At 65.8% G+C, this 26360-nt stretch carries 18 protein-coding genes and 5 pseudogenes; 9 read left to right on the top strand and 14 right to left on the bottom strand.

Annotation, left to right across the window (positions count from 1 at the left end; all coding sequences use genetic code 11):
* Positions 1-74: 74 nt before the first annotated feature.
* From OG948_RS00795 to OG948_RS00815, 5 genes are all read right to left on the bottom strand, one after another.
* Positions 75-1865 carry a 2-isopropylmalate synthase gene (locus tag OG948_RS00795; protein WP_406300158.1) on the bottom strand — a complete coding sequence of 597 codons (1791 nt, stop codon included), beginning with the start codon at positions 1863-1865 and terminating at the stop codon, positions 75-77.
* A gap of 120 nt (positions 1866-1985) precedes the next feature.
* Positions 1986-2306, bottom strand: coding sequence for a hypothetical protein (locus tag OG948_RS00800; RefSeq protein ID WP_406292916.1), 321 nt, complete (start codon positions 2304-2306; stop codon positions 1986-1988).
* Between the two features lie 303 nt (positions 2307-2609).
* Positions 2610-3323: a thioesterase II family protein gene (locus OG948_RS00805; protein ID WP_406292917.1), complete on the bottom strand. Its 714-nt coding sequence runs from the start codon at positions 3321-3323 to the stop codon at positions 2610-2612.
* A gap of 17 nt (positions 3324-3340) precedes the next feature.
* Positions 3341-3646 (bottom strand): phosphopantetheine-binding protein, encoded by a 306-nt coding sequence (locus tag OG948_RS00810; RefSeq protein ID WP_406292919.1) that lies wholly within the window; start codon positions 3644-3646, stop codon positions 3341-3343.
* Complete coding sequence (locus tag OG948_RS00815) at positions 3643-6657, bottom strand: AMP-binding protein (RefSeq protein ID WP_406292920.1); 3015 nt, start codon at positions 6655-6657, stop codon at positions 3643-3645. The genes OG948_RS00810 and OG948_RS00815 overlap by 4 nt, the downstream gene beginning before the upstream one ends.
* Positions 6658-6978: 321 nt before the next feature.
* Here OG948_RS00815 and OG948_RS00820 point away from each other — a divergent pair, with 321 nt between their 5' ends.
* The 4 genes and pseudogenes from OG948_RS00820 to OG948_RS00835 all read left to right on the top strand — a co-directional run bounded on the left by OG948_RS00820 (position 6979) and on the right by OG948_RS00835 (position 11904).
* Positions 6979-8172: a hypothetical protein gene (locus OG948_RS00820; RefSeq protein WP_406292922.1), complete on the top strand. Its 1194-nt coding sequence runs from the start codon at positions 6979-6981 to the stop codon at positions 8170-8172.
* 27 nt (positions 8173-8199) lie between these two features.
* Positions 8200-9474 carry a condensation domain-containing protein gene (locus OG948_RS00825; protein ID WP_406292924.1) on the top strand — a complete coding sequence of 425 codons (1275 nt, stop codon included), beginning with the start codon at positions 8200-8202 and terminating at the stop codon, positions 9472-9474.
* Between the two features lie 298 nt (positions 9475-9772).
* Positions 9773-9931, top strand: a pseudogene (locus OG948_RS00830) (acyl carrier protein); the annotation flags it as partial.
* A 35-nt stretch (positions 9932-9966) separates the two neighbouring features.
* Positions 9967-11904: a RiPP maturation radical SAM C-methyltransferase gene (locus OG948_RS00835; RefSeq protein WP_406292925.1), complete on the top strand. Its 1938-nt coding sequence runs from the start codon at positions 9967-9969 to the stop codon at positions 11902-11904.
* Here the strand turns inward: OG948_RS00835 and OG948_RS00840 are convergent.
* Positions 11879-12661, bottom strand: a complete 783-nt coding sequence (locus OG948_RS00840) for a condensation domain-containing protein (protein WP_406292927.1) — start codon at positions 12659-12661, stop codon at positions 11879-11881. The two genes, OG948_RS00835 and OG948_RS00840, sit on opposite strands and share 26 nt — an antisense overlap.
* A 12-nt stretch (positions 12662-12673) precedes the next feature.
* Here OG948_RS00840 and OG948_RS00845 point away from each other — a divergent pair.
* The 4 genes and pseudogenes from OG948_RS00845 to OG948_RS00860 all read left to right on the top strand — a co-directional run.
* Positions 12674-13757: pseudogene (locus OG948_RS00845) on the top strand (IS256 family transposase); the annotation flags it as partial.
* 286 nt (positions 13758-14043) lie between these two features.
* A complete protein-coding gene (locus OG948_RS00850) occupies positions 14044-14310 on the top strand; it encodes a phosphopantetheine-binding protein (protein ID WP_406292928.1) in 267 nt (88 codons plus the stop codon).
* A gap of 1143 nt (positions 14311-15453) precedes the next feature.
* Positions 15454-15585, top strand: a pseudogene (locus OG948_RS00855) (hypothetical protein); the annotation flags it as partial.
* A 58-nt stretch (positions 15586-15643) separates the two neighbouring features.
* A pseudogene (locus OG948_RS00860) lies at positions 15644-16206 on the top strand (transposase); the annotation flags it as partial.
* Positions 16207-16336: 130 nt separating this feature from the next.
* On the opposite strand, the gene ltrA reads toward OG948_RS00860, so the two are convergent.
* The 6 genes from ltrA to OG948_RS00890 form a co-directional block, all read right to left on the bottom strand.
* Positions 16337-17677, bottom strand: coding sequence for a group II intron reverse transcriptase/maturase (gene ltrA / locus OG948_RS00865; protein ID WP_406292930.1), 1341 nt, complete (start codon positions 17675-17677; stop codon positions 16337-16339).
* An 80-nt stretch (positions 17678-17757) separates the two neighbouring features.
* Positions 17758-19509 carry a reverse transcriptase domain-containing protein gene (locus OG948_RS00870; RefSeq protein WP_331772768.1) on the bottom strand — a complete coding sequence of 584 codons (1752 nt, stop codon included), beginning with the start codon at positions 19507-19509 and terminating at the stop codon, positions 17758-17760.
* A gap of 495 nt (positions 19510-20004) precedes the next feature.
* On the bottom strand, positions 20005-20169 hold the full coding sequence (locus OG948_RS00875) for a hypothetical protein (protein ID WP_331772767.1): 165 nt from the start codon (positions 20167-20169) through the stop codon (positions 20005-20007).
* A 1227-nt stretch (positions 20170-21396) separates the two neighbouring features.
* Positions 21397-22233, bottom strand: a complete 837-nt coding sequence (locus tag OG948_RS00880) for a fumarylacetoacetate hydrolase family protein (protein WP_406292932.1) — start codon at positions 22231-22233, stop codon at positions 21397-21399.
* Positions 22234-22266: 33 nt separating this feature from the next.
* The gene (locus OG948_RS00885) at positions 22267-22806 is read right to left on the bottom strand and encodes a YbhB/YbcL family Raf kinase inhibitor-like protein (RefSeq protein WP_406292934.1); all 540 of its coding nucleotides are present in this window, start codon (positions 22804-22806) and stop codon (positions 22267-22269) included.
* Between the two features lie 68 nt (positions 22807-22874).
* Positions 22875-23903 (bottom strand): NAD(P)-dependent alcohol dehydrogenase, encoded by a 1029-nt coding sequence (locus tag OG948_RS00890; RefSeq protein ID WP_406292935.1) that lies wholly within the window; start codon positions 23901-23903, stop codon positions 22875-22877.
* A gap of 236 nt (positions 23904-24139) precedes the next feature.
* On the opposite strand from OG948_RS00890, the pseudogene OG948_RS00895 reads away from it, so the two are divergent.
* Positions 24140-24850: pseudogene (locus OG948_RS00895) on the top strand (IS110 family transposase).
* 127 nt (positions 24851-24977) lie between these two features.
* On the opposite strand, the gene OG948_RS00900 reads toward OG948_RS00895, so the two are convergent.
* Both OG948_RS00900 and OG948_RS00905 read right to left on the bottom strand, forming a co-directional pair.
* The gene (locus tag OG948_RS00900; RefSeq protein WP_406292936.1) at positions 24978-25382 is read right to left on the bottom strand and encodes a RidA family protein; all 405 of its coding nucleotides are present in this window, start codon (positions 25380-25382) and stop codon (positions 24978-24980) included.
* Between the two features lie 467 nt (positions 25383-25849).
* Positions 25850-26254, bottom strand: coding sequence for a cupin domain-containing protein (locus OG948_RS00905; RefSeq protein ID WP_406292938.1), 405 nt, complete (start codon positions 26252-26254; stop codon positions 25850-25852).
* Between the last annotated feature and the right edge of the window lie 106 nt (positions 26255-26360).

Here is a 26360-nt window from a genome sequence, read left to right on the forward strand (position 1 = left end):
CGGGATCCCTCTTGCTGTCGACGAAGGTGAAGTCCATCTCGCGGCTCACAGGGGTGCGGGGCGGGCGGGAGAGGTCAGGCGTGGGCGCGGTTGACGGCGGAGGTGACGGCACCCAACCGGGCGCTCTCCTCGTCGCTGGCGATCCCGGCGCCGTACCAGGTCGTGCCGTCGACGGCGATCTGCGCGTAGGCGGCGTACCGGGTACCGAGGCCGTCGTCGACGGTGTGCCCCGTGACCTCGGTGATCTCCACCGTGCGGCCGGTGGCGGCGAGGGCGTCGGCGTACGCGGCGGCAGGGTCGGCGCCGAGGCCGGTCAACCGTTTCTCCCGGCCGTCGCCGTGGACGATCAGGGCGTTGACGGCGACGGTGTCCCGCTCACGGGTCAGCTGGAATTCCTTGAGCTGCACCGCGGGCCGCTCGAATTCGAGGTAGATCTCCGCGAAAATGGCCCGCAGCTCTCGGGACGTGAGCTCGATCCCGTCGCCGTCGGCCACCCGCTGCACCCGCCGGCCCAGTTCCACCCGCATCCCACGGGGCAGGTCCAGCCCGTAGGCGCTCTTGAGCACGTGGGCCACGCCGCCCTTGCCGGACTGGCTGTTGACACGGACGACCGACTCGTAGGAACGGCCCACGTCCTTGGGGTCGATGGGCAGGTACGGGACGTTCCACGCCACCGTGGAGGGGGAAGCGCCCGCATCGACGGCCTGGCGCTCGATCGCGGCCAGGCCCTTGGCTATGGCGTCCTGGTGCGTGCCGGAGAAAGCGGTGTACACGAGTTCGCCGACGTACGGGTGACGCGCCGGCACCGGCAGCTGGTTGGCGAACTCGACGGTACGTCGGATCTCGTCGATGTCGGAGAAGTCCAGTTGCGGGTCGACGCCCTGGCTGAAGAGGTTGAGCGCCAGCGTGGCCAGGCAGACGTTGCCGGTGCGCTCGCCGTTGCCGAACAACGTGCCCTCGATACGGTCGGCGCCTGCCATGACGGCCAGTTCGGCGGAGGCCACCGCAGTGCCCCGGTCGTTGTGCGGGTGCACGGAGAGAATGACCGCGTCGCGTCGGTCGAGATTGCGGTGCATCCACTCGATCTGGTCGGCGAAGACGTTCGGCGAGTCGGTCTCCACCGTCGTCGGCAGATTCAGCGTCACCGGGCGGTCCGGGCTCGCGTCCCAGAGTGAGGTGATGGCGTCCGACACCTGGAGCACGAACTCGGGCTCCGTCACGTTGAACGTCTCGGGCGAGTACTCGAAACGCAGCTGCGTGCCTTTGACGGTCTCCGCACGGCGGACAATGTGTTCCGCCGAACGGAGTGCCATCTGTCGCACTTCTTCCGGGCTCATTCCGAAGACGACCTCACGCCACAGACAGGCGGTCGCATTGCAGAGGTGCACCATGGCCCGGTCCGCGCCCCCGATACCCTCGAAGGTCCGGTCGATCAGTTCCGGCTTGGCCGGCGTGAACACGGATATGGTCACGTCATCGGGAATCCGGTCCTGCTCGATGAGGGTTCGGAGGAAAGAGAAATCCGCGTCGCTGGCCGACGGATATCCGACCTCGATCTCCTTGAAACCCATGCGCACCAACAGGTCGAACATCCGGCTCTTTCGCTCGATGTCCATCGGGCTGCTGAGCGCCTGGTTGCCGTCACGCAGGTCCACCGATGCCCACAGCGGCGCCCTCACCAGTGACTTCGAGGGCCAGGTGCGGTCCGTCAATTGATGCGGGAGACGTGACTCCAGCCGCTCGTAACGCTGGAATTTCATGGCCGACCCGCGCTGCGCATTCCACCATTTCTGGTCTTCACGACGTGGGCCGACGGGGGTGTTGAGCCGCGACATGGCGAGGGGTGACGTTGGAGCCTCGATCATTTCATGCCTCCCTTGAAAAAACTGCAGAGCGATGCAGTCAGGGGCGAGTCCGAATGTCTCGGCCGGTGATGTCCGCAAATCTAGGAGGAGGCGTCTCCCCGGCCGGTCCTAATGCCCGCCTCACCCCGTCTTCATGGTGCTTTCCGGCAGAGTGGTCCGCGGCCGGCTCGTCCGGACGCGGAACCGGCGCACGCCGCCCGCGGCCGATCCTGGGGCCGGGTTTGCCCCGAGATCGAGGATCGACCGGATCTCCTGACTCGTCATCGGATTCACCGATTCGAGGGGACGATCCGGCCGCTCGGCGAGCTGTCTGGCGACGTGGCCGACGTGCGCGGCGAACTGTTCCACGATCACCGGATCCAGGTCGCCCCGACTGAACCGCACCACCGCCGGCAGTGATGGTGCGAGCCGCGCCCCCGCGTCGACCTCGTCGATCACCACGGGCGGTTGGGTAACCTCGCAGCTGGCCAGGAACTCGCCGACGGTGGCCGATTCATCGACCGGTTCCCCCGCTCCGTATCGGGCCAACACCAGATTGACCGCTCCCACCAGCAACGCGTCATCTGGCGCGGTCAGGCGGGAGAGGTCGATCGGAACCGAGCCGACTTCGCCGGCTCGGGCTGGATCGCCCAGCCCCCACTCGAGCGGGTGTTTCACCTGGTCTCTCGACATACTGCCTTCCTGGCCGGACTCGCGGACACATGCGGGACGACGATCGTCGTGGCTGGCGGGGCCGGGTCCGGGTCAGAAGACCGGTTCGGCCAGGGCCGCCGTCGCGGTGGCCATCACCTGCTCAGGCGACTCGACCAGGTACATGTGACCGCCGGGTGACTCCCGGAGACGGAACTCGCCCGCCGTGGCCTTCCTCCACCCGGCGGCCTGGGACGCACTGACCAGGTGGTCGTCCTTCCCCCGCAGCGCGGTGATCGGGATGCGCAAAGGTTCGACCGAGTCCGGCCGATAGTTCGCGTGCATCTCGACATCGGCGCGCAGCGCCGGCAGAAGCAGGTCGAGCAGGTCGGGATTGGCCAGCGCCTCATGCTGGTAGCCAGTGAGTTCCTGCACACTGGCGACGAACTCATCGTCCGCGAGGCCACTGGCCAGCTGGCTCCGGTCGCTCCACGGTCCCGGTGAGCCGCTCACGATCAAGTGGCACAGGTCGACGGTGGGGACGTCCTGCAGGCGGCAAGCGACCTCGTAGGCGAGCATCGCGCCCAGGCAGTGCCCGAAGAGCACCACCGGACGCCCACCGGTCCGCTCGGTCACCTGCGGCGCCAGTGCGTCGGCTGCCTTGGACAGGTCGCGGAACGGCTCCTCGAGGAACAGTTCCTCTCGGCCGGGGAGCTGGAGTGGCAGGATCGCCAGGCTGTCTGGCTGCTTGCGATACTGCTTCCGCCAGGCCCGGTAGAAACTGGCGCCGCCTCCGGCGAACGGGTGACAGACCAGGTAGGGCTTCATGTTCGACCCCCTTCTCGTCAGGCCTGGGAGCTCTCGATGTATGCCGACAGGCTCTGGGGCGAGGCGTGCGTGAAGACCTCGCGCGGCCGGATGTCCGCACCGAGGACGTCGTAGACCCGGCCGACAATCTTGAGGACGTGCAGAGAGGTGGCCCCGTTCTCGAAGAGATCCGACGTCTCGTCGAGGTCCTCCTCCTCAAGCACTTCGCACCAGATCTCGGTGAGCGCGGCGGTGCGGTCCGAGACGTTCCGGTATTCGGTCTTCATGGTCAGCGGCTCCTCTTGTTCGTCGTTGTCCAGTTCGCCGTTCACAGCGAGGCTCATGTCGTCCCGGTGAAGCGCTCCACCAGTTGCCGCCGCTCACCTCCGCGACCGCTGTCGCGGTCGTCCGTGAGCCGGGCGACCAGACCCACGCTGACCTTTCGGGCCGTGCTCTCGGTCACCAAAGCGGTCTCGTAGCTGACCCGCACCGTCGACGCGATGCCATCGTCCGCGAGCAGTTCGACCAGCAGCGGAACGTGGAGGCGAGGGCACGGCAGCTCGATCGGGCGCACCGTGCAGCCGTCGAGTTGGAGCTCAGCGCTCGGCGAGTCCTGCACCGCGCCGATGACCTGATAGAGCTGCCGGCCCGCCGACCCGGCGAACCGGGCCACCTCGGCGATGGACAGGTCGTTGTTGCGTAGCGCGGCGAGAACCGTGCTCTCGTGAGCGACGCGGGTCCGCAGCCGGACGCACATCGTGTCGATCAGGCAGGTGATGGTGTCCTGCAGAGCCGGGGTGGAGCGCTGGGACACCGGAATGCCGATGGTGAGATCCTCGGCGCCGGTGACGTCGACCAGCGTTTCGCCCAGCGCGGCGATGAGTGGCGGAAGGAGGCCGCCTCCGATGGAGCGCCGGCCCAAGAAATCCGCCTGTTCCGGCATCAGGGGAACATCGATCGTCGCCACGCCGGCCTCCGTGCCCGCCGTGGGCGTGACCCACGGCGCCGGGCCCACCGGGAGCCCAGCCAGTTCCTTCGCCCAGTACTCCCGTTGCACCGGGAGATCCGCCAGGCTCCGGATCCGCTGCATCTCCGCGTAGATCTCCGACGGCGCGGCGACCGAACGTGCGAACCGGGCATCACGTCCCTCACACCGCGCGCGGTACGCCTCGGCCAGATCCTCCACGAAGATCCGCTTGGACCATCCGTCGAACGCGATGTGGTGAACGGACACGCCGAGGACCCATCGCCCGGGTTCTTCGAGCCGGCAGAGCACCGCGCGCCAGACCTCCCCGTCGAACAGGGAAAAGGCCCGGTCGAGGGCGGCCTGCACCTGCCGCTGGGCGGTTGCCTCGTCCAGGGCCTCGATGTGCTCGACCGTGACCGGGCGGTCGGTGGGATTCCAGGTGGCCCGGTCCTCGAAGACGTAACGGCCCTGGAGGAACCGATGACGGCGGTGGACATCGTGCAGCGCCTCAACGAGAGGTTCGGTGTTGAGAGCGCCGGCGATGTGCCAGGCGAAAAGGAGGTGGTTCTGCGTGTCGTCGCCGTCGAGGTGCTGCAGGAGGAATCCGGACTGCATCCCGCTCAGCGGGGCCGGCGCGGCCGCGTCCGCCCTGCTCCCGACGGCGTTCATTGCCGCGGACCGCCTGGTGATCCAAGCCCGCATCGCGTTGGGCGACGGGTGGCCGCGCACGACCGATGCGGGAATGCTGAGACCGGTCATCTGGCTCAGGGCCGTGCACAGACGAATCGCGCTCAGCGACGTGCCGCCCAGGTCGAACAACGAGGCGTCGGGATCCACCGGTTCGCCGCCGAGGATCCGACTGAACGCCGCCTCGATCGGATCACTGGGATCGTCCTGCGCCCGGGCTGCGGTCAACTCCACGACGGCGGAGTGCAGCGCGACCGTGTCGAGCTTCCCGTTGCTGGTCAGCGGCAGCGCATCAAGCCGGACGATCACCTTCGGAGCCCAGTTCGGCGGCAGGTCGGCCACCAACGCGCTCCTCAGGCTCTTCTCGTCCAAGTGATCACCAGCCGGGACCACGGCGAGGGCCAGGGACTCCGGCCAGCCGGAGAGGCCGAGCAACGGGAGCGCGGCGCACTGCGCGACGCCTTCGAAAGTGCACGCCGTCCGCTCGATCTGGCCCGCGTCGATCCGGTGTCCACGGATCTTCAGCTCGCGGTCGCGACGCCCCGTGAACGTGAACACGCCGCTGGTGTTCCTACTGCCGTAGTCCCCGGTGCGGTACACCCGCAGACGGCGGCCACCTACCAACACCGAAGTGAACTTGGCCGCGGTCAACGCCTCGTCGCCGAGGTATCCGGGAGACACCCCGTCGCCGGAGATACACAGCTCCCCGATCTCGTCGGGGTCACACTCCCGCTCGCCGTCCAGCACGTGCACGCCGGTGCGGGGTATCGGTCGGCCCAGCGGGATGGCGTCGCGGGTATCGCCGGGTGCCACGCGGTGCATCAGGGCGAAGACCGTCGACTCGGCTGGGCCGTAGCCGTTGAAGAAGGCGATGTCCGGATGGGCGGCCAGGAAGCGCGCGACGTGCCGGGGAGAAAGCACTTCGCCGCCGGAGATGACGAGGCGCATGCCTTCGAAGGCGGACACGTCCGCGTCGACCAGAACGTTGAACAGCGAGGCGGTGAAGAAGGCGGTGTTCATGCCGTGGTCCGAGATCTCACGACGTAGCTCGTCGGGCGCGATCGCCCGCTGCTGCCGGAGCACGCATACGCCGCCACGCAGGAGCGGGCCCCATACCTCGAGCGGAAACGTGTCCCAGGCCGAGGAGCCCAGGTGTGGCATCACCGTCGCGTCGTCCATGAACGGGATGCCCTCCCCGGTAAACAGTCGCAGGGTCGCGTCGTGCGTCGAGAGCACGGCTTTCGGCTCGCCGGTGCTGCCCGACGTGAAGAAGAGCGTCGCGGCGTCGGAGCCGGCGGCGCGGACCGGTTCCCCGGTGTGGCCGACGAATGGGTCCAAGCCGGGCAGCTCGATCTCCCGCCGGAAACAGCCACAGGACCGGCCCGGGGCGGCGACCGCGAGGGCGCCGCCGAGAATCTCGTCGATCCGTCGAAGGCGCCGCGCGTTCCACTCCAGGTCCATGACCGCGTACGCGGCGCCGAGCTTCAGCACACCGATGGCCGCGGCGATCAGTGCCGGTGACGTCTCCAACTGAAGGGGGACGATGCTGCCGGCTCGAACCCCCTCCGCGGCCAGCCACCGGGCGACCGCGTCGGACCAGGCATCGAGCTGCCCCCGACTGATGATCTCATCGCCGTGGATCAGCGCGGGATGCGTAGGATCCGCCTGAGCGAGGTCATGCAGAACCATATGGATGGACACGGTCGGCTTCCTTCGTCAAAGTCGGAACAGTTTTCGTTCGCTCGCTTTTCGTCGTCATTCGTCGTCCGATATCAGCCGAGGCGCGTCGGGCAGCTCATGGCGTATTGCGTCGATCCGCGTGGCAATACAGTGGGACGAGCACCACTCAGTGCTTGACCGACCTCCCGAGTCTAAGTTGGCCGCTCCTCGCATCGTTCCTGATAGATAGCAGATAGCCGGTCGGCTCCGCTCCTGCGATCTGTAAGGACTGCGGTTCCCCCTACTTCACTATGGTGAACCGGACTACTTGATGCGGGTCCGGTCGCGGCAGAAAGGGTGGATATGGCGGGCAGGATACCGTTACTCAGCACACAACTGGGCTTCCTGCTCATGGCGGAACGCACCGGTCGGCGAGTCGCCACGGACCGGCTCTTTCGTCTGCCGCCCGCCGTATTGTCGGCGGACGATCTGAATCTGATCCTGCGCTCGATCATGCTCCGAAATCCCACCCTGTCCTATCGCCTGGGGATTTCGCGAGGCGAGGCGTACCAGGAACGATGTTCGGCCGCCTACGACTTCGCTGAAGTGCGGGCGGAGGACGAAGCGGCCGTCACCCGGCTTCGCCTAACGGTCATCGATGAATTAGAGAACGCCCTGGACGGCGCCGCGCTGGCGGCACGTCTCGTTCGCACCCACGAGGCCGACTATCTGCTGATGGTTTTCGACCACGCTCTGGTCGACGGTGAGTCGCAGGCCACGATGGTCCAGCAGTTGGCTGCCCCGGAGCCGGCCGCGGACGGGCTCGGGGAGCGCTTCGAAGCCGCTGTCCGGGACCGGGCCGAGTTCGAGAAGGCCGCGACCGGCGACGGGCGCGGAATTGCCTTCTGGACAGACCGTTTGAAGAACTTCCACGACGAGCTTCCGCCGGGGACTGCCCCGACGACCCCGGATCTCGTCTCCGTCGTCGGCCTCCCGGGCGTCGCCCGCCCGAGCGCCTTCCGTGGCTCCTACTTCCCGTATGTCCTCTTCTCGATCCACCGCGCCCTGCGCGATGTCACGGGGGCCGAGGCCACCGTCATCGCCTACGCCTGGGGACACCGGAGCGCGGCATTTTCCGACGTCACCGGGTGTTTCCTGAACACGGTCATCTCACTCGACCGGACCGGACCGCGCGGGGCGATGGCTGACTTCCTCGGCGACTGGTATCTGGAGATCGATCACGCGGATATGCCCTTCGTCTCGGTTGCCGACCTCGGATCCGCCTTTTCCGGCTCGGTCTTGGGGATGCTCGTCTACGCAGCCGCGACCGAGGGCAGCGTGAACGTCGCCGGGATCGAGGCGATCGAGATCTCGCCACGGGACGGCCGCAACCAGCCGATGCAGGCGTTCACCGCCGCCGCGACGGTCCGAAAGCACGAGATCGGCCTCGAACTGATGGTGAACAAGGAGGCCCGCTATGAGGTCCAGGACCTGGGTGCCCGTTGGCACCGCCGGCTGAGCGAAGTGTTGTCGAGTTCTCCCGAACGGCGATCCTGACAACCTGATTCATGGAGGGCGAAGAAAATGACCGTGGGCCGGGCTGAGATCACGCGGGGTCCGACATCGCTCGCCGAGATGGCTCGATTGACAGGCGAGTTCGCGGGGTGGCACAACATTTCCTATAGCGTGGTGTGGCTCACTGGCAAGCTGGACATCGCCGCCGTTCGTGAGGCGTGGCGGGGAGTCTGCCTGCGTAACGACATTCTACGCCGGGCCTACCTCTCGTCGGACGAAGCCTGCACATACGACGACATGTTGGGTGAATCGGAGTTCTACACCGCCGACTCGGACACGGAGGCGCTCAACACGATACGCCGGTTCGTCGAGCCCCCCTTCGACCTCACGGGCCTCGGGTTGTCGCGGATCGCGATCGTCGAGCGCGATGAACACCGGCACCTCTTCGCGATAGTACTGGACCACATCATCGTCGATTTCATGACGTGGGACCGGATGATGAGGGATTTCGCCGAGCTCTACGAGCGCGCCGCCCAAGGGTCGAGCCTTGACCGGAAGGCCGAGCAGAACGCGTATCACGACTTCGCGGTGCTCGAGCGCCGCGAACTGTCCGGCGCCTGGGGTGAGAAACGTCGGGCCTTCTGGCACGCCCAGACCGAGCGGTTCGGAATGTTTCCTCCGTCCTTTCCGATCGACTACGAACTGAAAGGCGAACCCAGGAGCACCTTGGTGCAGCACGAATTGCCGGCAGACGCGAAGGTGAGAGTCCTCGACCTCGCCAGACGGGGCCGGGCGACCCTGTTCGCGACCGTGGCCGCCGCGGTGCTGGCGAGTATGCAGGAGGCGACCGGCGCCTCGACCGTGGGGGTCAGCACCAATTATCACGGGCGTGTGCTGCCCGGCACGTCCGACATCGCCGGCCTGTTCGTCCAGAAGCTCCCCCTGCACCTGACCACACGGTCGCGTCATCCGGAGGAGACGGTTCGCGAAGTATTCGGTCATATGCTCGATGTGTTCGAGCATAGCCTTCCGCTCTGGTCCGTCGGACAGCTCTGGAACGAGAACCTGGCGCACATCAACCGGGAAGCCGGGGTGCAGGTGAGCTTCGGCAACCAGCGAACGACTTCTTTCGGGGAGTCGCTGCTGACCGGAATCAAGGCGGAGACCGTTTTCATGTATGTGCCAGGCCAGATGACTTGGCCTAAGACCATCCAGATCGAATGGCAACTCGATGGGCCAACCCCACAGATCATCGCCTGCTACAACCAGAGCTATTTTCCGGGCGAGCTGGTCCAAACGATGCTTCAGACCGCTGAGAACTTCGTGCTCTCGACGAACCGATAACGATCGAGGAGCCAGACCAGCATGAACTGCCCCGGAGCAGGGATGCCCGGACACAGGTGCTGGCTCTGGTGTCTGAAGGACGGCCACCTGCTGCGAACGGCGTTTGACGGCACCGCCGTTCTAGGAGACGAGAAGTCGAAGAATGTACGTCCGCCCCCTACCGCGTGTCATCGCAGGAAAGTGTGGTTCAGTCCATGGTGTCATCATCCGAAAAAGCGGCCGATATCGTGGCGCACGCCTGGAGCGATCTGCTTGGATCCGCCCCGGAGCATCGCGAGGATGACTTCTTTCGGCGGGTGGAGACTCCCTGAGGGCCGTGCGGCTGGTTGCCGCCATTCGCGACCGTACGGGGGTGGCATTGCCCTTCTGTGTCGTATTCGACAACTCCACCTACGCAGATCTCACGGAGATCGTGGCGAAGAACTGGCCCGATCCTGTCGGCGGCAGCGCCGACTGAGGCCCCCATCTGCAGCTGGACCATAAGGAGCTTCGATGCTGCGCTTAGCGCTGGTGAACATGCCCTTCGCCGCCTGGAACCGCCCTTCTTTCGCACTGGGCCAGCTCGCGACCGTCATACGACGTGAACTGGGTTCCGATGTCTCGGTTGATGTGAACAACTTGAACCTGGACTTCGCAGAATATCTTGGTAGATCGGCCTATGAATCGATCACGGAGAAGCTGCAGCACTTGCACACTGGCGTTGGTGACTGGCTGTTCAGGGAGATCGCCTTCCCGGATACCGCCGACAATTCGGACAAGTACTTCCGCCGGTTCTATCGGGGCGACGAGTGGGTCGAGTTCCGCGATCTCATTCGCGAACGGCGGGCGGGACTGCGCGAAATGTGTCTCGACCTGATCGACCGTCACCGGCTAGCCGAAGCCGACGTGGTGGGGTTCACCTCGATGTTCGCTCAGAACGGGGCGAACATCGCGATGGCGCAGCTGATCAAGGAACGCAATCCCGACATCGTCACCATCATGGGTGGTGCGAACTGTGAGGTGCCGATGGGCGCGGTCCTCGCGGAGAGGGTGCCTGCGCTCGACTACATCTTCTCCGGTCCGTCGCTCGACACGCTCGTGGCCTTCATGAAATACCGGGTGGACGACCGGCTGGCCGAAGCCGATGAGATTCCGGGAATCCTGTCCCAGCGTAATTGCAGGGATCCGCGCTTCCGTAAGTCCATCGGCGCCGATCACGACATCGATGACGTTCTGTTGCCGGACTACGACAGTTTCTTCGCCGCGCTGGCGGAGCACCCGAGGCTCACGGAGACGAACCCGGCCGGACCGATCCTTTTCTTCGAGACATCCCGCGGTTGCTGGTGGGGAGAGCGTTCGCACTGCACGTTCTGCGGACTCAACGGGCAGAGTATGAACTACCGCTCCATGGATCCGGAGAAGGCCGTGGAACAGTTTAACTGGCTGTTCGGCTTCGCGTCCCAGTGCTCCTCATTCTACTGCACGGACAACATCCTGCCGCGCAGTTACCCCCGGGAAGTCCTTTCCCGGCTCAACACGCCTCCTGACGTTTCCATCTACTATGAGGTCAAGCTGCCGCTGAGTCGTAGCGACATGGCGACCATGGCCACGGCCGGCGTCGACATTGTCCAGCCGGGCATCGAAGCCCTGGCCACCTCGACGCTGAAGCTGATGGGCAAGGGCACCACCGTCTTCCAGAACCTGCAATTCCTCAAGAATTGCGTGGAGTACGGCATCGAGCCGGATTGGAACCTGCTGATCGGTTTCCCGGGCGAGCCTGCTTCGGTGTATAAGAAGTACCTGCAGGACCTGCCGCTACTCAGCCACCTGCCACCACCGCACGGCGTGTACATGGTGCGCTTCGACCGGTTCAGCCCCTATTTCAACCGCCGTGAGGAATACGGCCTGGACCTGTATCCGATGGATTACTACGGGCTCATCTACCCGTTTAATGGCGAAGACCTCGCGGACCTGGCCTACTTCTTCGCCGACCACAGCTTGGCCCCATACCAGATCCACTCGGCAGAGCACCACGACGCCCTGCGGGACCTGGTGGCGCAATGGCGGGAGGCATGGCAGGAGCACGGCGGTCGGACGGCCGCCCGTGAACTGCGGCTGGTCGAGGACGGGCCGGATGGCTGGACGGTCCGCGACTCCCGGTTCGACACGCTGTTCACGCACCGGGTCGACGCCGCGACGCGCGACCTGTTGCGTCGGTTGACGTCGCCGGTCCGCCGGGACCAACTGCTCAAGGGATGGTCCGGCGGGCCGGACGATCTCGACCGTCGGCTGGCCTGGCTGCGCGAGCAGGGGATGCTGTTCACTGAGGGCGACCGGATGTTCGGGCTCGTCCTAGGTGAGTTCGAGCCGGGCGAGGAGTCCGGTCCGGAACCGGCGGCCGAGCTTCGGCAGTTGCCATTGACGGTTATTCAACGGCCGAACCAGCCGTAGCCGCGCGGACGACCCCGGCGAGCGCCTCCGCGATCCATTCGGCCATCTCCTGGAAACCGGGCCGGTTCGCGTGCAGGAGCGCCATCGTCGCACCGCCGTCAGATTCGAGCCGTGCCTCCGCCACCATCTCCCGGCTGGTGGGTTGGAACACCTGCACTGGCAGACCTCCTGTGCTCAGCACGGGCGCTGGCCTGTTCTGCAGGACGAAGAGCAGATCGTGCGGGGGACGGCCACGACCGTCCCCCGCACCAAGCAGGCGAGTCACCTCGGGCAGCGGCAGATCCTGGTTGCTCAGGGCGTCCGTCATCTCCGTGCGGCACTCCGTGACCGTCGCGTCGAGCCCTTGTCCGCAACCACGTAGCCGCAGGCTCACGGCGTCCAACGAACAGGTGACTGCGTCGGCCAGGGTCGGATGACCGCGATTGGCCACCAGGACGCCGATCACCATGTCGGTGGCGCCGGTGACCGAGCTCACCGCCTCGGCCAGCGCCGCGACCAGAGCGTGCGAGATGGTGGCACCACGGCGACGGGCCGCGCTCGCCAGCCCTTGCATCGCCTCGGCGGAGAGGGTCACGGTGACGGGGTCTGTGAGATGGTGTCCCGCTGGTTGGTGCAGCCGATCTTGGTCAGGGCGTACGCCCGGGGGCGCATGCGCCCGTAGGCTCCGCTCCCTGCTCGTGAGGCGGGCCACCGTGCAATTCTCCCTGGTAAACGGCGTGTTCAGCCCGGGAGGTGCACGATGGCCCTGACCCAGCATGGCTGACTCCGCCTGCTTGAGTCACTACGTTCAGCGGACGGCCCCGAACTGGTCCGCTCGGTGGCCGAGCGGATGCTGCAGGAGCTGATCGAGGCCGAGGCGAGTGCGAAGATCGGCGCGGGGAACGAGCACGCCGATACCCGCACCGCCTACCGCAGCGGCCACCGGGAGCGGACGCTGACCAGCCAGGCCGGCGACCTGGACCTGGCTGCGCTCGGGCAGCTTCTTCCCGAGCCTGCTGGAGCGGCGGCGCCGGATCGACCAGGCTCTGTACGCGGTCATCATGGAGGCGTATGTCCACGGAGTGTCCACCCGGTCGGTCGACGACCTGGTCAAGGCCCTCGGCGCGGACACCGGGATCTCCAAGAGCGAGGTCTCCCGGATCTGCGGCGACCTGGACGTCCAGCTGACCGAGTTCCGCAACCGGCCCCGGGACCACGTGCGCTTCCCGTACATGTACCTGGACGCGACCTACTGCAAGGCCAGGGTCGAGCACCAGATCGTGCCCCGGGCCGTGGTGATCGCCACCGGGATCACCGAGGACGGCGGCCGCCAGGTGCCGGGGGTGATGGTCGGCGACAGCGAGACCGAGGTGTTCTGGACCCAGTTCCTGCGCCACCTGCGCGAACACGGCCTGGGCGGGGTCCGCCTGGTGATCGGCGACCATCATTCGGGACTGGTCAAGGCCATCCGGAAGGTCATGCTCGGGGCCGCCTACCAGCGTTGTCGTGTTCACTTCCTGCGCAATGTCTTCGGCGTGCTCAGCAAGGAGTCGGCCGAGATGGTCGCCGCGACGATCCGCACGATCTTCGCCCAGCCCACCGGCGAGACGGTCCGTGCCCAGCTCGACACCGTCGCCGACATGCTCGGCGGCCAGTTCCCCTAGGTCAAGGCAATGCTCCTGGAAGCGAAGGAGGACCTGACCGCGTTCGCGGTCTTCCCCGAACGTCACTGGAAGAAGATTCAGTCCACCAACCCACTGGAGTGGGTCAACCGCGAGGTCAAGCGGCGTGTCGACGTCGCCCAGGTCTTCCCCAACGACGACGCACTCCTGCGGCTGGTCACCGTCGTCCTGTTCGAACTGCACGACGAATGGATCGCTTTACCCAGCTGAGCTCCCCGACAGCGCCCCCGCGCTACCGAACACCACCAACACGCCCTAACCAAGATCGGCTGCACCAACCAGCGGGACACCATCTCGACCTGTACGTTCCGGTCCATTGATCGGCTGCACCACGTGGCGGGACACCATCGGGAGTCCGGCACTCTGAGTCGATCCTGCCCGGTGTCAGTACGTGCGTCCCCAGTCGGTGACCTAACCTCAGCCCTCAAGCATGAGCGTTGTTTCCGACCGCTCCGACACACATCACCCGGGAGGTCTCATGTCCGCTCTCAGCACGCCCCGGCCCGACGGTGGAGAATCTTCTGACTCGCACTGGCTCCAGGCATTTCGCGAGGTCCTCAAGTCCACTGACGTCGACGATGACACCGATTTCTTTGAGGGGGGCGGTCATTCGCTGATGATTCCCAAGCTGTTGCTGTGTTACGAGTCGCTTTCGGGTTGGCGGGCGCCGGTAAGCCTGGTGTTCGAGTTCCCGTCACCGCGCGAGCTGGAGGCGGAGTCGGCCGTGCTGCAGGGAAGTCGGTAGCGCGATTCGGGTGCCTCTGCGGTCAGAGCCACGCCGGGGATCGCGGCCCGGAAATCATCGGTTCGGGCGGAGCGGTCCACGCGAGATACTGGACGAGGGCAGTAGCCATAGTCGACTTCGAGATCAGTCCAAACCCGAACCCGCTGTCGGATGAGGAGCGCCGAACGGTTGCCGCCGCCGCCAAGTTCGGTCAGGTGTTCACCGATCACATGATCACGCTGCGCTGAGATGAGGAGCGTGGGTGGCACAGCGGACGGGTCGAGGCGTTCCGGCCCATCAGCCTGCCGCCGTCGGCGACGGTTTTCCACGACGGGCAGGAGATTTTCGAAGGGATGAAGGCGTACCGCCAGGCCGCAGGGGGCATCGCCCTCTTCCGGCCGGAGCGGAACGCCGCCCGGTTCAACGCGCCGCTCGTCGGCTCGCGATGCCGGAGATCCCGGTGGAGACGTTCCGATGGTGTCCCGCTGGTTGGTGCAGCCGATCTTGGTCAGGGCGTACGCCCGGGGGCGCATGCGCGCGTAGGCTCCGCTCCCTGCTCGTGAAGCGGGCCACCGTGCAATTCTCCCTGGTAAACGGCGTGTTCACCCCGGGAGGTGCACGATGGCCCTGACCCAGCATGGCTGACTCCGCCTGCTTGAGTCACTACTGCTGCGTTCCTCAAAGGGTGTACACGAACTGGCGCCGTAAAGTGCGGGTCGGTGGGGCGGGTCTGCTGGTCGGACCGCACCCGGTCCAGGGGCGATGCTCCTACTGCCGTTGAGCAGTTCGCGCGTCGACGGGAGCAACGGGCCCAGGTGCTGCACCCGCTCGCCCGGTTCGTCGCGCCAGCAGCCCGTTCCTCGGCCAGCTCCCGGCGGGCCGGGCCCGCACCTGGGCGGCGCCGGGGAGGAAGCCCGGCAGCGTTCCGGTGGGCCCAAGGAGCAGCGCACGGCGGCGAACCACGCCGGGGGGGCGGTCGCAGGGCCGGGTGCCGGTCGGTCCTCGACGGACGCGAAGGACGCCTTCCGTGCCGTCGCCCGACACCCGCAACAGTCGTCGCCGTTTCGCGGTGCGGGCGCGCTGGCCGGCGGATTCGGACCGTGGACCGAGACCGGTGCGGGACAATGTCCCCGAGGATGTTGCCGCCGGACGACGAGGGGTGCGATGAGCCGCAAGACGTTGCGTCCTCACCAAGCAGAGGCCGTCGAAGGCGTCGTTGCCTCGCTCGGCGGTGCCGTGGCCGTTTCGCAGCGGGCCGAGGAGGCGTCGCACGGAGCGCGCACCACCGTGGTGTCGGCGTGCGGCACCGGCAAGACCATCGTCGCGTCGCGTGCGGCGGCCCGGCTCGCGGCAGCGCGTGGACGAGGAGGTTCCGGCCGCCCTGGAGGAAGCCGCCGGCCGGACAAAGGGGGATCGCGAGAAACGCAAACCGGGCAAGCCGACCAGGAGGACGACGATCCCGACCGCATCGAACGGCGCCGGATCCGACGCCGACGCCACGCACGACCGAAGGCGGCGGAACTCGGGCGCTCGCGCGGCGGGTTGTCCTCCAAGGTCCACCTCGCGTGCGATCGGCGCTGCCGTCCCCCGGCCTTCACGCTCACCGAGGGACAGGCTGCCGACAGCCCGCAATTCGTCCCCGTCCTGCGCAGGATCAAGGTGCGCGGTCCGGTCGGCCGACCGCGCACCCGGCCCGAAGCGGTGGCCGCCGACAAGGCCTATTCCTCCCGGGCCAACCGCGCCCACCTGCGCGGACGTGACATCAAGGTGGTCATCCCGGAGAAGGCGGACCAGGCCGCCAGCCGGAAACGCAAGGGCAGCCGGGGCGGACGGCCCCTCTCCCACGACGCCGACCTCTACCGCGATCGCAACACCGTCGAACGGCTGATCAACAAACTCAAGGCCTGGCGCGGACTGGGTGAGGTCGACTCAGGGCGCCCTGCTGGTGTTTCCACCAGAGGGTTTCCCCGAGCCGCCTCCCGAACCCGGCGTGCCCGTCTCCGGGCACCGGGCTCTCCACAAATCCCGTTTCGGGGTGTTCAGTTCCTCATGCCGTAGTGGACCACGGGGCCGGAATGAGTGTTCCCCGGTATCGGTATCTGGTCGTGCTTACCTTTGCCGGGTTAAACAGTTCCGCTTCCTCCGTGGCAGGCCACCAGCCACCGCCGTAATAGCGTCGGCGGAGCTGCTTCCAAGTGATCCCGGGATGCTTGCGTCGGATCCATCGTGTCACCCTCATCCACGTATAGTGACTGAGGTAACAGAAAGCGACGTTCGACACTCCGGGGCGGAAGTACGCGCACCATCCTCGCAACACCGAATTCAGCCGGTGGAGTAAGGACTCCAGCGACAAGCCGACGTTCTGCCGTCCGGTCAATTCTTTCACCTTGCCCGTCGCGGAACGCACTGATCTCCGTGCGGGATAGGTGTAGATGTACTGCCGGTCAGTGCCCAGCTTACGGTGACGCTGGATGCGCCATCCGAGAAAATCCAGGCCCTCGTCAATGTGCGTGATCCTTGTCTTTTCCACCGACAGGCGAAGGCCCATTGGCTTCAACGCCTCCGCGACCTCATCGCGTAATTCCTCGGCATGCTCACGGCGCCCGAAGACGAGCATGAGGAAGTCATCCGCATACCGGACCAGCCGGTAGTTGGACAATCCCCGACGCCGTCTCCTGCGCCGATCCTCGGAGGTGCTGTCAGGTCCTCCGGGGGCCTGGGCGATGTGCTCGTCCAGGACCGAGAGCGCGATGTTGGCCAGCAGCGGCGACAGGATCCCGCCCTGCGGGGTTCCAGTGCGTGTGTCCGTGAAGGCTCCGTCCCGGGACAAGATCCCAGACTTCAAGAACGCCTTCACCAAAGACAGCACCCGCTTGTCCCCGATTCGATTCCCCACCCGTTCCATGAGAGCCGGGTGCGAGATCTCGTCGAAGCACGCCGTGATGTCGCCCTCCACCACCCACTCATATCCGTGGCTGGCGAGATAGCGAGTCTCGGCGATCGCGTCATGAGCCCGGCGGTTCGGGCGGAACCCATAGGAACACGGGAGGAAATCCGCTTCGAACACCGGCTCCAGCACCAGTTTCAAGGACGCCTGGACCACCCGGTCCGCCACGGTCGGAATCCCAAGACGACGAAGCTTGCCGTTCGCCTTGGGAATCATCCGCTCACGGACGGGAACCGGTCGGAAGCTGCGATCTCTCATCTGAGTGCGCAGCCTGCCGAGAAACATCTCGACTCCCTGCCCGGCCTCGATGGAGCGTGCGGTCTTCCCGTCCACTCCGGCCGTGCGGGCACCCTTGTTTCCCCGGACTCGGTCCCACGCCACCAACAGGAAGGCGGGGTCGGCCAACACCGGTAGGCCGCCGGCGAGGTGCCGTGTCACCACGGTCCTGCTCCGGCGGCCCCCGGTCCGAACCACGCGGGCACCTTTCGGTGCACGTAGCTCTCCAGCGACTACTCCGTGAATTACGCGGTTGGTTGCCCCTCATGGATGGCCTCATGACAGCGGGTGCAGACCACGAGGGTCTTTCTTCGCTTCTTGGCCATGTGTTGCGCCCACGGGTGCTGTGGTCGTCCGGGCTCGGTGAGGTCGGTGAGTTTTCGGACCTGGTGCACTTCCACCTGATCTTTCCGCTCACATAGTTCACACTTGCCGATGCGGAGCCGTGTGATCAGCTCTTTGCGGGCAACGGGCCGGACTACCGGGCGGTCTTGTAGCACCGCCTTCTTCTGCCGCTTCAGCGGGGTTTCGCCGAACCTTCCGACCAGTGGTTTCCTGCCTGCCCGTTGGACGCTGGCCTCGTAGCATGTCCGTGGTCCATCCGGTGTCGAGATCTTGGCCTTGTATTTGCGAGCCATCGCCGACACCGTCGAACGATGCTTGGCGGCAAGTGTCTTGAGCATCGAGGTCTGTGCGACCCATTTGAACCGGCTCAGTCTCCAGACGTCACCGGCCAGCAGGTAGTACTGGACGAGCCCCCTGTATTCCGCCCCGTATGTGCTGACGATCGTGAGGTCGTCACGATTGAACAACTCGGAGCGGCGCTCGGGTTTTCCGTGCTTCAGGTAGGGGACGCACTTGGCCTTGATCACTTGCCGTGGGACACGCAGTGCGACGCTGCCGTTGACAGACGGGCGGGTCGCGCTGTGCTGGACAGTGATCTCGTAGCCGAGGAAAGACGCTGCTCGGGTTCGGGCTTGCGTGACCAGCGTCTTGTCCGGGTTCAGTTCCAACTTGAGGTCGTCTCGAAGGAACTGCGCCAGACGCTGTTTGATCTCTTCGGCTTCGGCCTTCGGTCCGGCGAATCCGAGGAGGGTGTCGTCGGCGTACCGGCAGTAGCGGAGTCGCCTGTAGCCCGGATCCTGAGGATCCCTGCTGGGCGTTCCCCGCAACTGCTCACGCAACTCGCGTGCCGCGGTCGTATGGCCGCGTCTTCGAGCGCGCACCGCCGCCATTCGCACCCTTGCATAGGCAGGATTGAGTGCCCTGCTCGCTCCTCGGGTGTACTGCGGAATCAAAACTGTTTCGACGAACTTGTCCAACCGATCCAAGTAAATATTGGAGAGGATCGGCGAAACGACACCGCCCTGTGGAGCCCCGCTGAGCGTTGCGTTCCATACCCAATCCTCCAGATATCCGGCTTGCAGCATCTGTTTGATCAGCCGGAGGAGCCGGTTGTCGTGGATTCTCTCCGCCAGCGTCGAGAGCATGACCTCGTGGTCAAGGCTCCCGAAACAGTCTGAGATATCACCCTCGATGAACCATGCCGTGCCGGTCCAAAGGTCTGCCACTTCGCTGAGCGCAGTGTGACAACCCCTGCCGGGACGGAAACCGTGTGAGTGGTCGGAAAACCGTGGCTCATAATATGCCTCCAGTAAGAGGCGGATTACTTCACCGACGAGCTTATCCGACCACGGAGGAAGGCCGAGCGGCCTCTGCTTCCCATTCTTTTTCGGGATGTAGATGCGTTTTGCCGGCTTGAACCGGAAGCGCTCGTGACGCAGAGCATCGATGATGCCTTCGATCTTCGCCAGCGACATGCCATCTGCGGTTTCTCCATCGACCCCGGGCGTCATGGCTCCATGGTTGGAGTACAGGCGCCCGTAGGCCATCAAATACATCTGCGGGTTGAACAGTTGACGGAACATTTCATTGCACGGCAGGCCACGCCTACCGCGATCACGGAGGATACCCAGTACTGTTTCGGCGCTCTGCATTTCGCATGCCTCCCAGTCTTCGAATATCCGATCACCTGGCCCCCTTGGCCCTGCGGACGGCCTTCCCGTCCCCCTTGGTAGGGCGTTACTCCTACGACTACTACGGGGCCTCTGTCACCTTAGGACTCGCGTCCCTTAGGCGATCCCACGTTCGTCCCTGTCATACGTAATAGTGCGACTTAGGATCCTCATTCATCTCCTTGAATGCCCTCGTTGGGCATCGCTCCACATCCCGGAGGATGCATCGGCCACCTCGTAATGCCGATGCAGGTTGTGGCGCCGGTATCAGGCGCGATTTCCGGCGGGCGTGTTCTTGCACCATCTGGAGATTGAGGTCTAGGCAATCAAGCTTTATCCATATCGCGCGGGTCCCGCAACGCCTCGTTTCATGCGCCTGAACACGAGCGTTACTTTTCTGGCATGCTATTGTTCCCTGCACCTTTCGGATTCAGGTTAGCCATCGGACCCAGGAACCTTCCTCCGAGTTCCTCCCGGCTAAACCGGGGATATGACAGGGCGCTTTCGTGGCGCAGCGAGGTTGAACAGGTCGTCGAACCTGCGATGAGAATCATCAGCAGCCCAACGGTGCAGCTTGGTCTGGATCTCCAGTACCCGGCGTTCGGCCTTCATCAAGGCCCATTCCAGCTCGTCGGTATTCACCGGCGACAACCTCCTGGCATTCCAGTGTCCTTACTGCTGACTTGCTGGCTCCCTTCCCCATGTGGCCGGCTCTCCCGGCCTCGGAGTACTACGGAACCTCCGTCCTGCCCGACGGCCATGAGCCGGCGATGAGCCTGCCCCCGATCGGACTGGATGCCCGACGCAAGGGCGACCGCGGACAGTTCCCACGTTCACCACGAAATCGATCGACGGGTGAGATGCCCAGCTCTACCCCGGCAGCATCGCCACGCTTACGCCGCAGGCTTTCGGCGTGGCCTCCCCACCGATAAGTCGAGTCGGCTTCGGAGTCGACCACCGACGAGCGCTGGTGGTCGTGCACTGCGTCCGGCCCAGATCCGCCAGGTTCGAGCCGGTGTCGTAATTACGGGGCGTCAAGCACTGATTTCTCGCGTGCACCTTCCCGTCTCGCTAGCCTGACCCGGGCTGTCTGGCAGTGCCAGCCCGTCCCGACGTTGTCGGGGCTGCTTACCGCTCGGCTCAGCATCCCCTGGGCCGAACTGCCCCCAGCTTCAGCCGGATTGCTGCGACAACCCGGCGGTGAAGGTCTCTCACCTCACTCGATTCCATGGCGCCTCGTGGCGCACCAACCCGCTACGACAAAACCCCCGAAAGCTACCTCGCGGGACTCCACCTCCGAGGCACGATCATCTGGATCCGCAGCCTTCACCCCGCCGAATAACTGCAACTCCGTACAGGCCCTAGGAATGTGCATTCCCACGACAACCGGATCACGGCTGTGCTAGCCCCATCTCGCAGACCATGACAGCCATTTCGTCATCCCATGACAGCCGAGAACCCCCGGCCGGCCGGACAAAAGCCCAGCTCAACAAAGGGAAACCCAAAAACCGGAAGCGCTGTCACCAAACCCGCTGACACCACACCGCACACTCACAGGACGGTTTGTTGGATCAGCAGGAAGCGCGTGCGAGGGACGGGGGACGGCTGCCGTTGATCTGCGGCGCGAGCGTGAATTGTCGGGACGTCGAGCGGTTCACCGTGGCGCACGCGGCCTGAGCCGAACAGTCGTGAGCCGCTTCCGTCACCGCAAGGCCACTCCGCTCCGGGGCGAATTCAGGGGGCCGTCCATCCCCCCGCTGTCCCCGCCGCCCGCTCGACACACGGATTCGCGTCGAACCCGATGTACGGCGCGACGTCGACATGTGGGGCGTTGCACACCACGTCGAATCATGCCCACGGTGGCATCGATCACCTGAGGACATGGGCCATCTCACCGATACCGTCAATGCTGGTGCGAACCTCATCGCCGGGAGCGAGGTAACGGGCGGGGGTCCGTCCCATGCCGACCCCGGCCGGAGTACCGGTGAAGACCAAATCTCCCGGGTAGAGGGTGCACACCGAGGAAATCCGCTCGATGAGGACCGGCACGGGCATGATCATCTGATCTGTGCTGCCGTCCTGGACGAGTTCGTCGTTGACCCAGCATCGCAGCCGGAGCGGGATGTCCGGGGCGATCTCGTCAAGGGACACCAGCGCCGGTCCGGTCGGGCCGAAACCTGGGTAGCTCTTGCCCAGGGAGAACTGCGGAGGGGATCCGCTCATCTGTACATCGCGGTCACTGAAGTCCTGACCGACCATCACGCCCGCTACGTGCTCCCAGGCATCGGCCGCGGCGACGTCGTGTGCCTCCTTGCCGATCGCCACGACGAGTTCGACTTCCCAATCGACCGATGGCCCGGTGAGCTGGACCGTACCGGCGGGGCCAGTCAGGGAGCTGGTGAATTTGGTGAACACCGACGGCATCCCCGGGCCGGCCCGCAGACCGGTCTCCGCCGCGTGGTCGGCGTAGTTGAGCCCGATGGCGAAGACTTGGCCCGGACGGGGAACTGGCGCGCCCAAGTCCTCGCGTCCATAGGGCGCGGATGGGTGGACACCGTCGGTGTGGGCCCAGGTACGGAAAGCGTCCCAGTGGGCAAAGAGATCCATCGGATCGGGACCGAATCGCCCGCCGCTGGCCCGTGCGATGTCGATCGCGCCCGGGCCGCTCAGCAGGTGGGCACGGCCATTGACATTGGCGATGCGCATGAACCCTCTTTCTGGGTGCGAGAGCGCGGATGTTCAGGCGGCGGTCTCGGCAGTTGCTGTCAGCACCGCGCGACCCAGGATGTGGCCGGCGATATGGAAACCCAGCAAAGCGGGCGTGGTATTTTCCTCCACCCCGATGTCCTCCACGTCGAGCGCCTGCACCACGATGAAGTAGCGGTGCGGGCCATGACCGGCAGGTGGCGCGGCGCCGATGAACCGGGCCGCTCCCGCGTCGCCGGGAAGTTGCACGGCACCCGGCGGGAGGAGGTCGCCCGAGCCGTTGCCCGCGTCACTCGCCAGCTCGGTCACCGAAGCGGGGATGTTCGCCACGGCCCAGTGCCAGAAGCCGGAACCGGTGGGGGCGTCCGGGTCGTACATCGTCACCGCGTAGCCCTTCGTGCCCTCCGGCGCGCCGGACCAGGACAACTGCGGGGACACATCCCCTCCACCGGGGACACCGAAGATGCCCGACCACTGGGCGAGGGGCAGGGGCCGGCCATCGCTGACGTCCTTGCTGCTGAGTGTGAAGCTCGGGACCTCGGGCAACCGCACGAAGGGATCGTTGAAGTACATGGGGACTCGCTCTCACATCGTGGCACCGGGCGGCGGGCCGTCCCGCCCCGGCGTGTCGTGGGGTGGGTTCAGGGGACCAGGATCGCGCGGCCTCGGACCCGGTCATGGGCGAGGTCGTCCAGCGCTTCCGCCGCCACGTCCAGGGGGTATTTCTTCGTGTGCAAGGTGACCCTGCCGGACTCCACGAGGGCCATCAGCTCCACGAGGTCGTTGTAGGTGCCGACGGTGTTGCCGACCACCTGTTTCCCGCCGGCCACCAAGTCGAGGGTAGGAATCCGCAGTTCACCGCCATAGCCGATGACGTACTGGGATCCGGCCGGGGCGGTCATCGCCCAGGCGTCGTTCTCCGCGCCCTGCTCGGCGACGAAGTCGAAGACCACATTGCCGCCCAGGCCCCCGGTGAGTTCCTTGACGGCCTCGACCTGATCGCCGTCGGCCAGCACGGTCGCGTCCGCCCCGACCTTCTCGGCCAGCTTCAACGCCTCCGGGTTGCGGTCCACCACGACGATCTTCGCGGCGGTGAGCGCGGCCACGACCTGGATGCCGACGTGGCCGAGCCCGCCAGCGCCCTGTACGACGGCGACCGCTCCCGGGGGGAGCAGCGGTACGGCCTGCCGCACCGCGTGATAGGCGGTGATCCCCGCATCGGCCAGCGCCGCCACGTCGGCCGGGTTGGTGCCCGGGCTCAGCTTGACGCAGGCGCGCGCCGTGGTGCGCAGGTACTCGGCCATGCCGCCGTCGTGGTTCGACACCCCGGGGAAGACGGCGTCGGAGCACTGCATATCCCGACCGGCCCGGCAGGCCAGGCACAACCCGCAGGAAGGCTGCGGGTGCAGGATCACCGTGTCGCCGACCTTGACGTTGGTGACCGCCTCGCCGACCTCCTGTACCCAGCCGGCGTTCTCGTGGCCGAGCGTGTAGGGGAGTTGCGGCCCCATCGCGTCGGCCCACTGCCCGTTGATGATGTGCAGATCGGTGCGGCAGACGCCGGCGCCACCGATCTTCACGATCACATCCAACTGGCTGGAGAGCGTCGGCTCCGGTACGTCCTCCACCGTCGGTGGCTTCTGGTAGTCGTGCAGCCGCACAGCACGCATGAGTTCCATACCTTTCTTCGTAGGGGTGTTCGGGGTCATTCGTAGGATCGGAGCGCCCAGGGGCTGGGTGGGTGTGGCTGTCATGAGCGAGCCGTTGAGATGGCTCAAGGAGATTGGCCGCCCAGGACCCGCGACGACTCGACCGCCAATTGGGATGCGAAAACCGATCGCTCGTATGGACACGTCGGCGAGGTCGTCTGCCGGAAGCGAGGACAGGCGCGGGGACGGAGGAGGTCTTGGTGTCCGAACTGTGGGCGGGGACGGATGCGGGCAAGGCCGAGCACCACTGCGCGGCGATCGACACAGACGGGAAGAAGGTGCTCTCCCGCCGGGTCCCGAACGATGGGACAGAGCTGCTGGAACTGCTCGGCGATGTCCTGGACCTGGCTGACGGCGCGCCCCGTCACCTGGGCGGTGGACCTCAACGCGGGCGGAGCCGCCTCGTGGATCGCACTCCTGGTCAGCCACGGGTAGAAGCTGATCTACATCCCCGGCCGTACTGTGCACCACGCCTCGGCCGCCCACTGGGGCAGTGGGAAGACGGACGCGAAGGACGCCTTCGTCATCGCCGACAACCGCCCGCATGCGCCGCGACCTGCAACCACTTCGCGCTGGGCCTGCCGACCGGCCACCAGACGCCGGCCGCGTTGGGGAGCATCGGCAAGGCCAGGCCGGCGACCTGGCTCGAGAACCACGGTGTCCGCACCGCCAACACGGCGAAGAGCACAGCGGAAGCGGCGGTCACCGCGGCCGAGGCCCGGTCCACTGTTCCCGGGAAGAAGGCCTGCGCGAAGGCGTTCTACCGGCGCAAGCGCGACGAGGGCAAGTCCCACAAGCAGGCGATCCTTGCCCTCGCCAGGTGTCGGCTGAACGTCCTCTGGGCCCTCATACGCAACGGCCGGACCTTCGACGCCCGCCTGCCTGGACCAGCTGCCGCCGCGGCGTGAGGAAGCTCCTACGAGCCCCTCACCACGGCTTGACAGCGTCATTGGGAATCTCCTTGTCGTTACGCGGGAGTCAGTTGACCGGCGAGAGCGATTCCGCGGGCCTGATCGACGACGTGATGGCTCGTTCTCACTGACGACAGGCTGTGGCGTCGAGTTCGACCAGCAGATCCGGGCGGACCAGTCCCTTGACGATCAGCAATGTGTTCGGCGGGTACTCACCGTCCGGGTAATGCTTGCCGAAGAATTCCTCGCGCGCCGCGTAGAACTCGGCGATGTGGTCCGAGGCCGTCAGGTAGGTCACGAAGCGAACCACCGAACGCAGCGACGCACCCTGGGACTCCAGTGCGGTGCGCACGTTGGCATAGGCGCGAAGCGTCTGGCTGCGCACATCCGGACCGACCACGGCGTTGTCGTCGACAAACCCGCACTGTCCGGCGACGAAGATCAGATCCCCGGCGCGGGCCACATGCGCATAGGCACTCAAAGGGCTCCCGAGACCCTTGGGGTTCTCATACTGCGGCAAGGGAGACATAGTTCCGCCTTTCTGAAGTGGCAGGCGCGGGAGCGGTACATGGCCCCGGTCGCGGCCGGGACGAACGGCATCCGCGCGGTGGCCGGCTGGGTGGACTGCCAAGCGACATGGCCGCCCGGCCGGATGCCGATCGGGTCACGCCAGGCTTGGGATCCTCACGGCGGTGGCGGATGGCCCCCGCCCACCATGCCCATGCGCCTGGTCCGCATCCGCGAAGCCGGTGTTGGAACGCGCGACCGAACGGCGCTCGGACTCGTAGGTGTCGAGCAGCGCGTCACCGCTCTGGATTCAGTCGACGTACGAGATAACTGATGAATCAGGCGACATCGCGCAGCTTCCCGCCCTGGAAACGCACACGTTCTCGTAATGCCTGAGGTCTGGCTGAGCAAATCCTCTCCGTAGCGCACCGGACGGCTCGCCGACGATGTGCGGATTGGCAAAGGAGGGCTGCAAAACCTGGCCCGTCATCAGTCGGCCCAGTCGATGCGGGAATCGCAGCGACCGTCATCGAGCTCCGGGGTGATGACGACGCGCTCCTGCTCCAGGGGGTCCGTGCGCGCGACGACGAAGGTCGCGCCCTCAGCGTGGCTGCGGCTGAACGTCTTGTGCGGGGTGAACGGCGGGATGTACACGAAGTCGCCGGCCTCGACCTCGAGCATGAACTCGAGCTCGTCCCCCCAGAACATCACGGCCTTCCCCTCGGTGCAGTACAGGGCCGTCTCGTGGTCGAGGTGATAGTGGGTGATGGTGGCGCCCTCGATACCAGGTCCGCACACCGTCACGAGCATACAGATGTGACGCGTGGCAACAGTGTTTTCGTTGACACCCTGATAAGCGTCGATGTTCTGCTTGATACGGTCCGCATCCTTCACACGGACGGCCGTGACAACTCGCTCCCACTCCCCCGCTTCTGCGAGAGGAATCCATGATGCGGTAGTGCCGCACATTTCGGTCACCTTTCTGTATTTTGTTTCCAAG

Source organism: Embleya sp. NBC_00888 (assembly GCF_045207655.1).
Lineage (GTDB): Bacteria > Actinomycetota > Actinomycetes > Streptomycetales > Streptomycetaceae > Embleya.

Excerpts from the sequence above, each read along its gene's own strand:
- OG948_RS00795 (WP_406300158.1), bottom strand. The coding sequence starts at position 1,865 with ATGATCGAGGCTCCAACGTCACCCCTCGCCATGTCGCGGCTCAACACC.
- OG948_RS00805 (WP_406292917.1), bottom strand. The coding sequence starts at position 3,323 with ATGAAGCCCTACCTGGTCTGTCACCCGTTCGCCGGAGGCGGCGCCAGT.
- OG948_RS00810 (WP_406292919.1), bottom strand. The coding sequence starts at position 3,646 with ATGAGCCTCGCTGTGAACGGCGAACTGGACAACGACGAACAAGAGGAG.
- OG948_RS00820 (WP_406292922.1), top strand. The coding sequence starts at position 6,979 with ATGGCGGGCAGGATACCGTTACTCAGCACACAACTGGGCTTCCTGCTC.
- OG948_RS00825 (WP_406292924.1), top strand. The coding sequence starts at position 8,200 with ATGACCGTGGGCCGGGCTGAGATCACGCGGGGTCCGACATCGCTCGCC.
- OG948_RS00835 (WP_406292925.1), top strand. The coding sequence starts at position 9,967 with ATGCTGCGCTTAGCGCTGGTGAACATGCCCTTCGCCGCCTGGAACCGC.
- OG948_RS00840 (WP_406292927.1), bottom strand. The coding sequence starts at position 12,661 with ATGCTGGGTCAGGGCCATCGTGCACCTCCCGGGCTGAACACGCCGTTT.
- OG948_RS00850 (WP_406292928.1), top strand. The coding sequence starts at position 14,044 with ATGTCCGCTCTCAGCACGCCCCGGCCCGACGGTGGAGAATCTTCTGAC.
- OG948_RS00870 (WP_331772768.1), bottom strand. The coding sequence starts at position 19,509 with ATGCAGAGCGCCGAAACAGTACTGGGTATCCTCCGTGATCGCGGTAGG.
- OG948_RS00880 (WP_406292932.1), bottom strand. The coding sequence starts at position 22,233 with ATGCGCATCGCCAATGTCAATGGCCGTGCCCACCTGCTGAGCGGCCCG.
- OG948_RS00885 (WP_406292934.1), bottom strand. The coding sequence starts at position 22,806 with ATGTACTTCAACGATCCCTTCGTGCGGTTGCCCGAGGTCCCGAGCTTC.
- OG948_RS00890 (WP_406292935.1), bottom strand. The coding sequence starts at position 23,903 with ATGCGTGCTGTGCGGCTGCACGACTACCAGAAGCCACCGACGGTGGAG.
- OG948_RS00900 (WP_406292936.1), bottom strand. The coding sequence starts at position 25,382 with ATGTCTCCCTTGCCGCAGTATGAGAACCCCAAGGGTCTCGGGAGCCCT.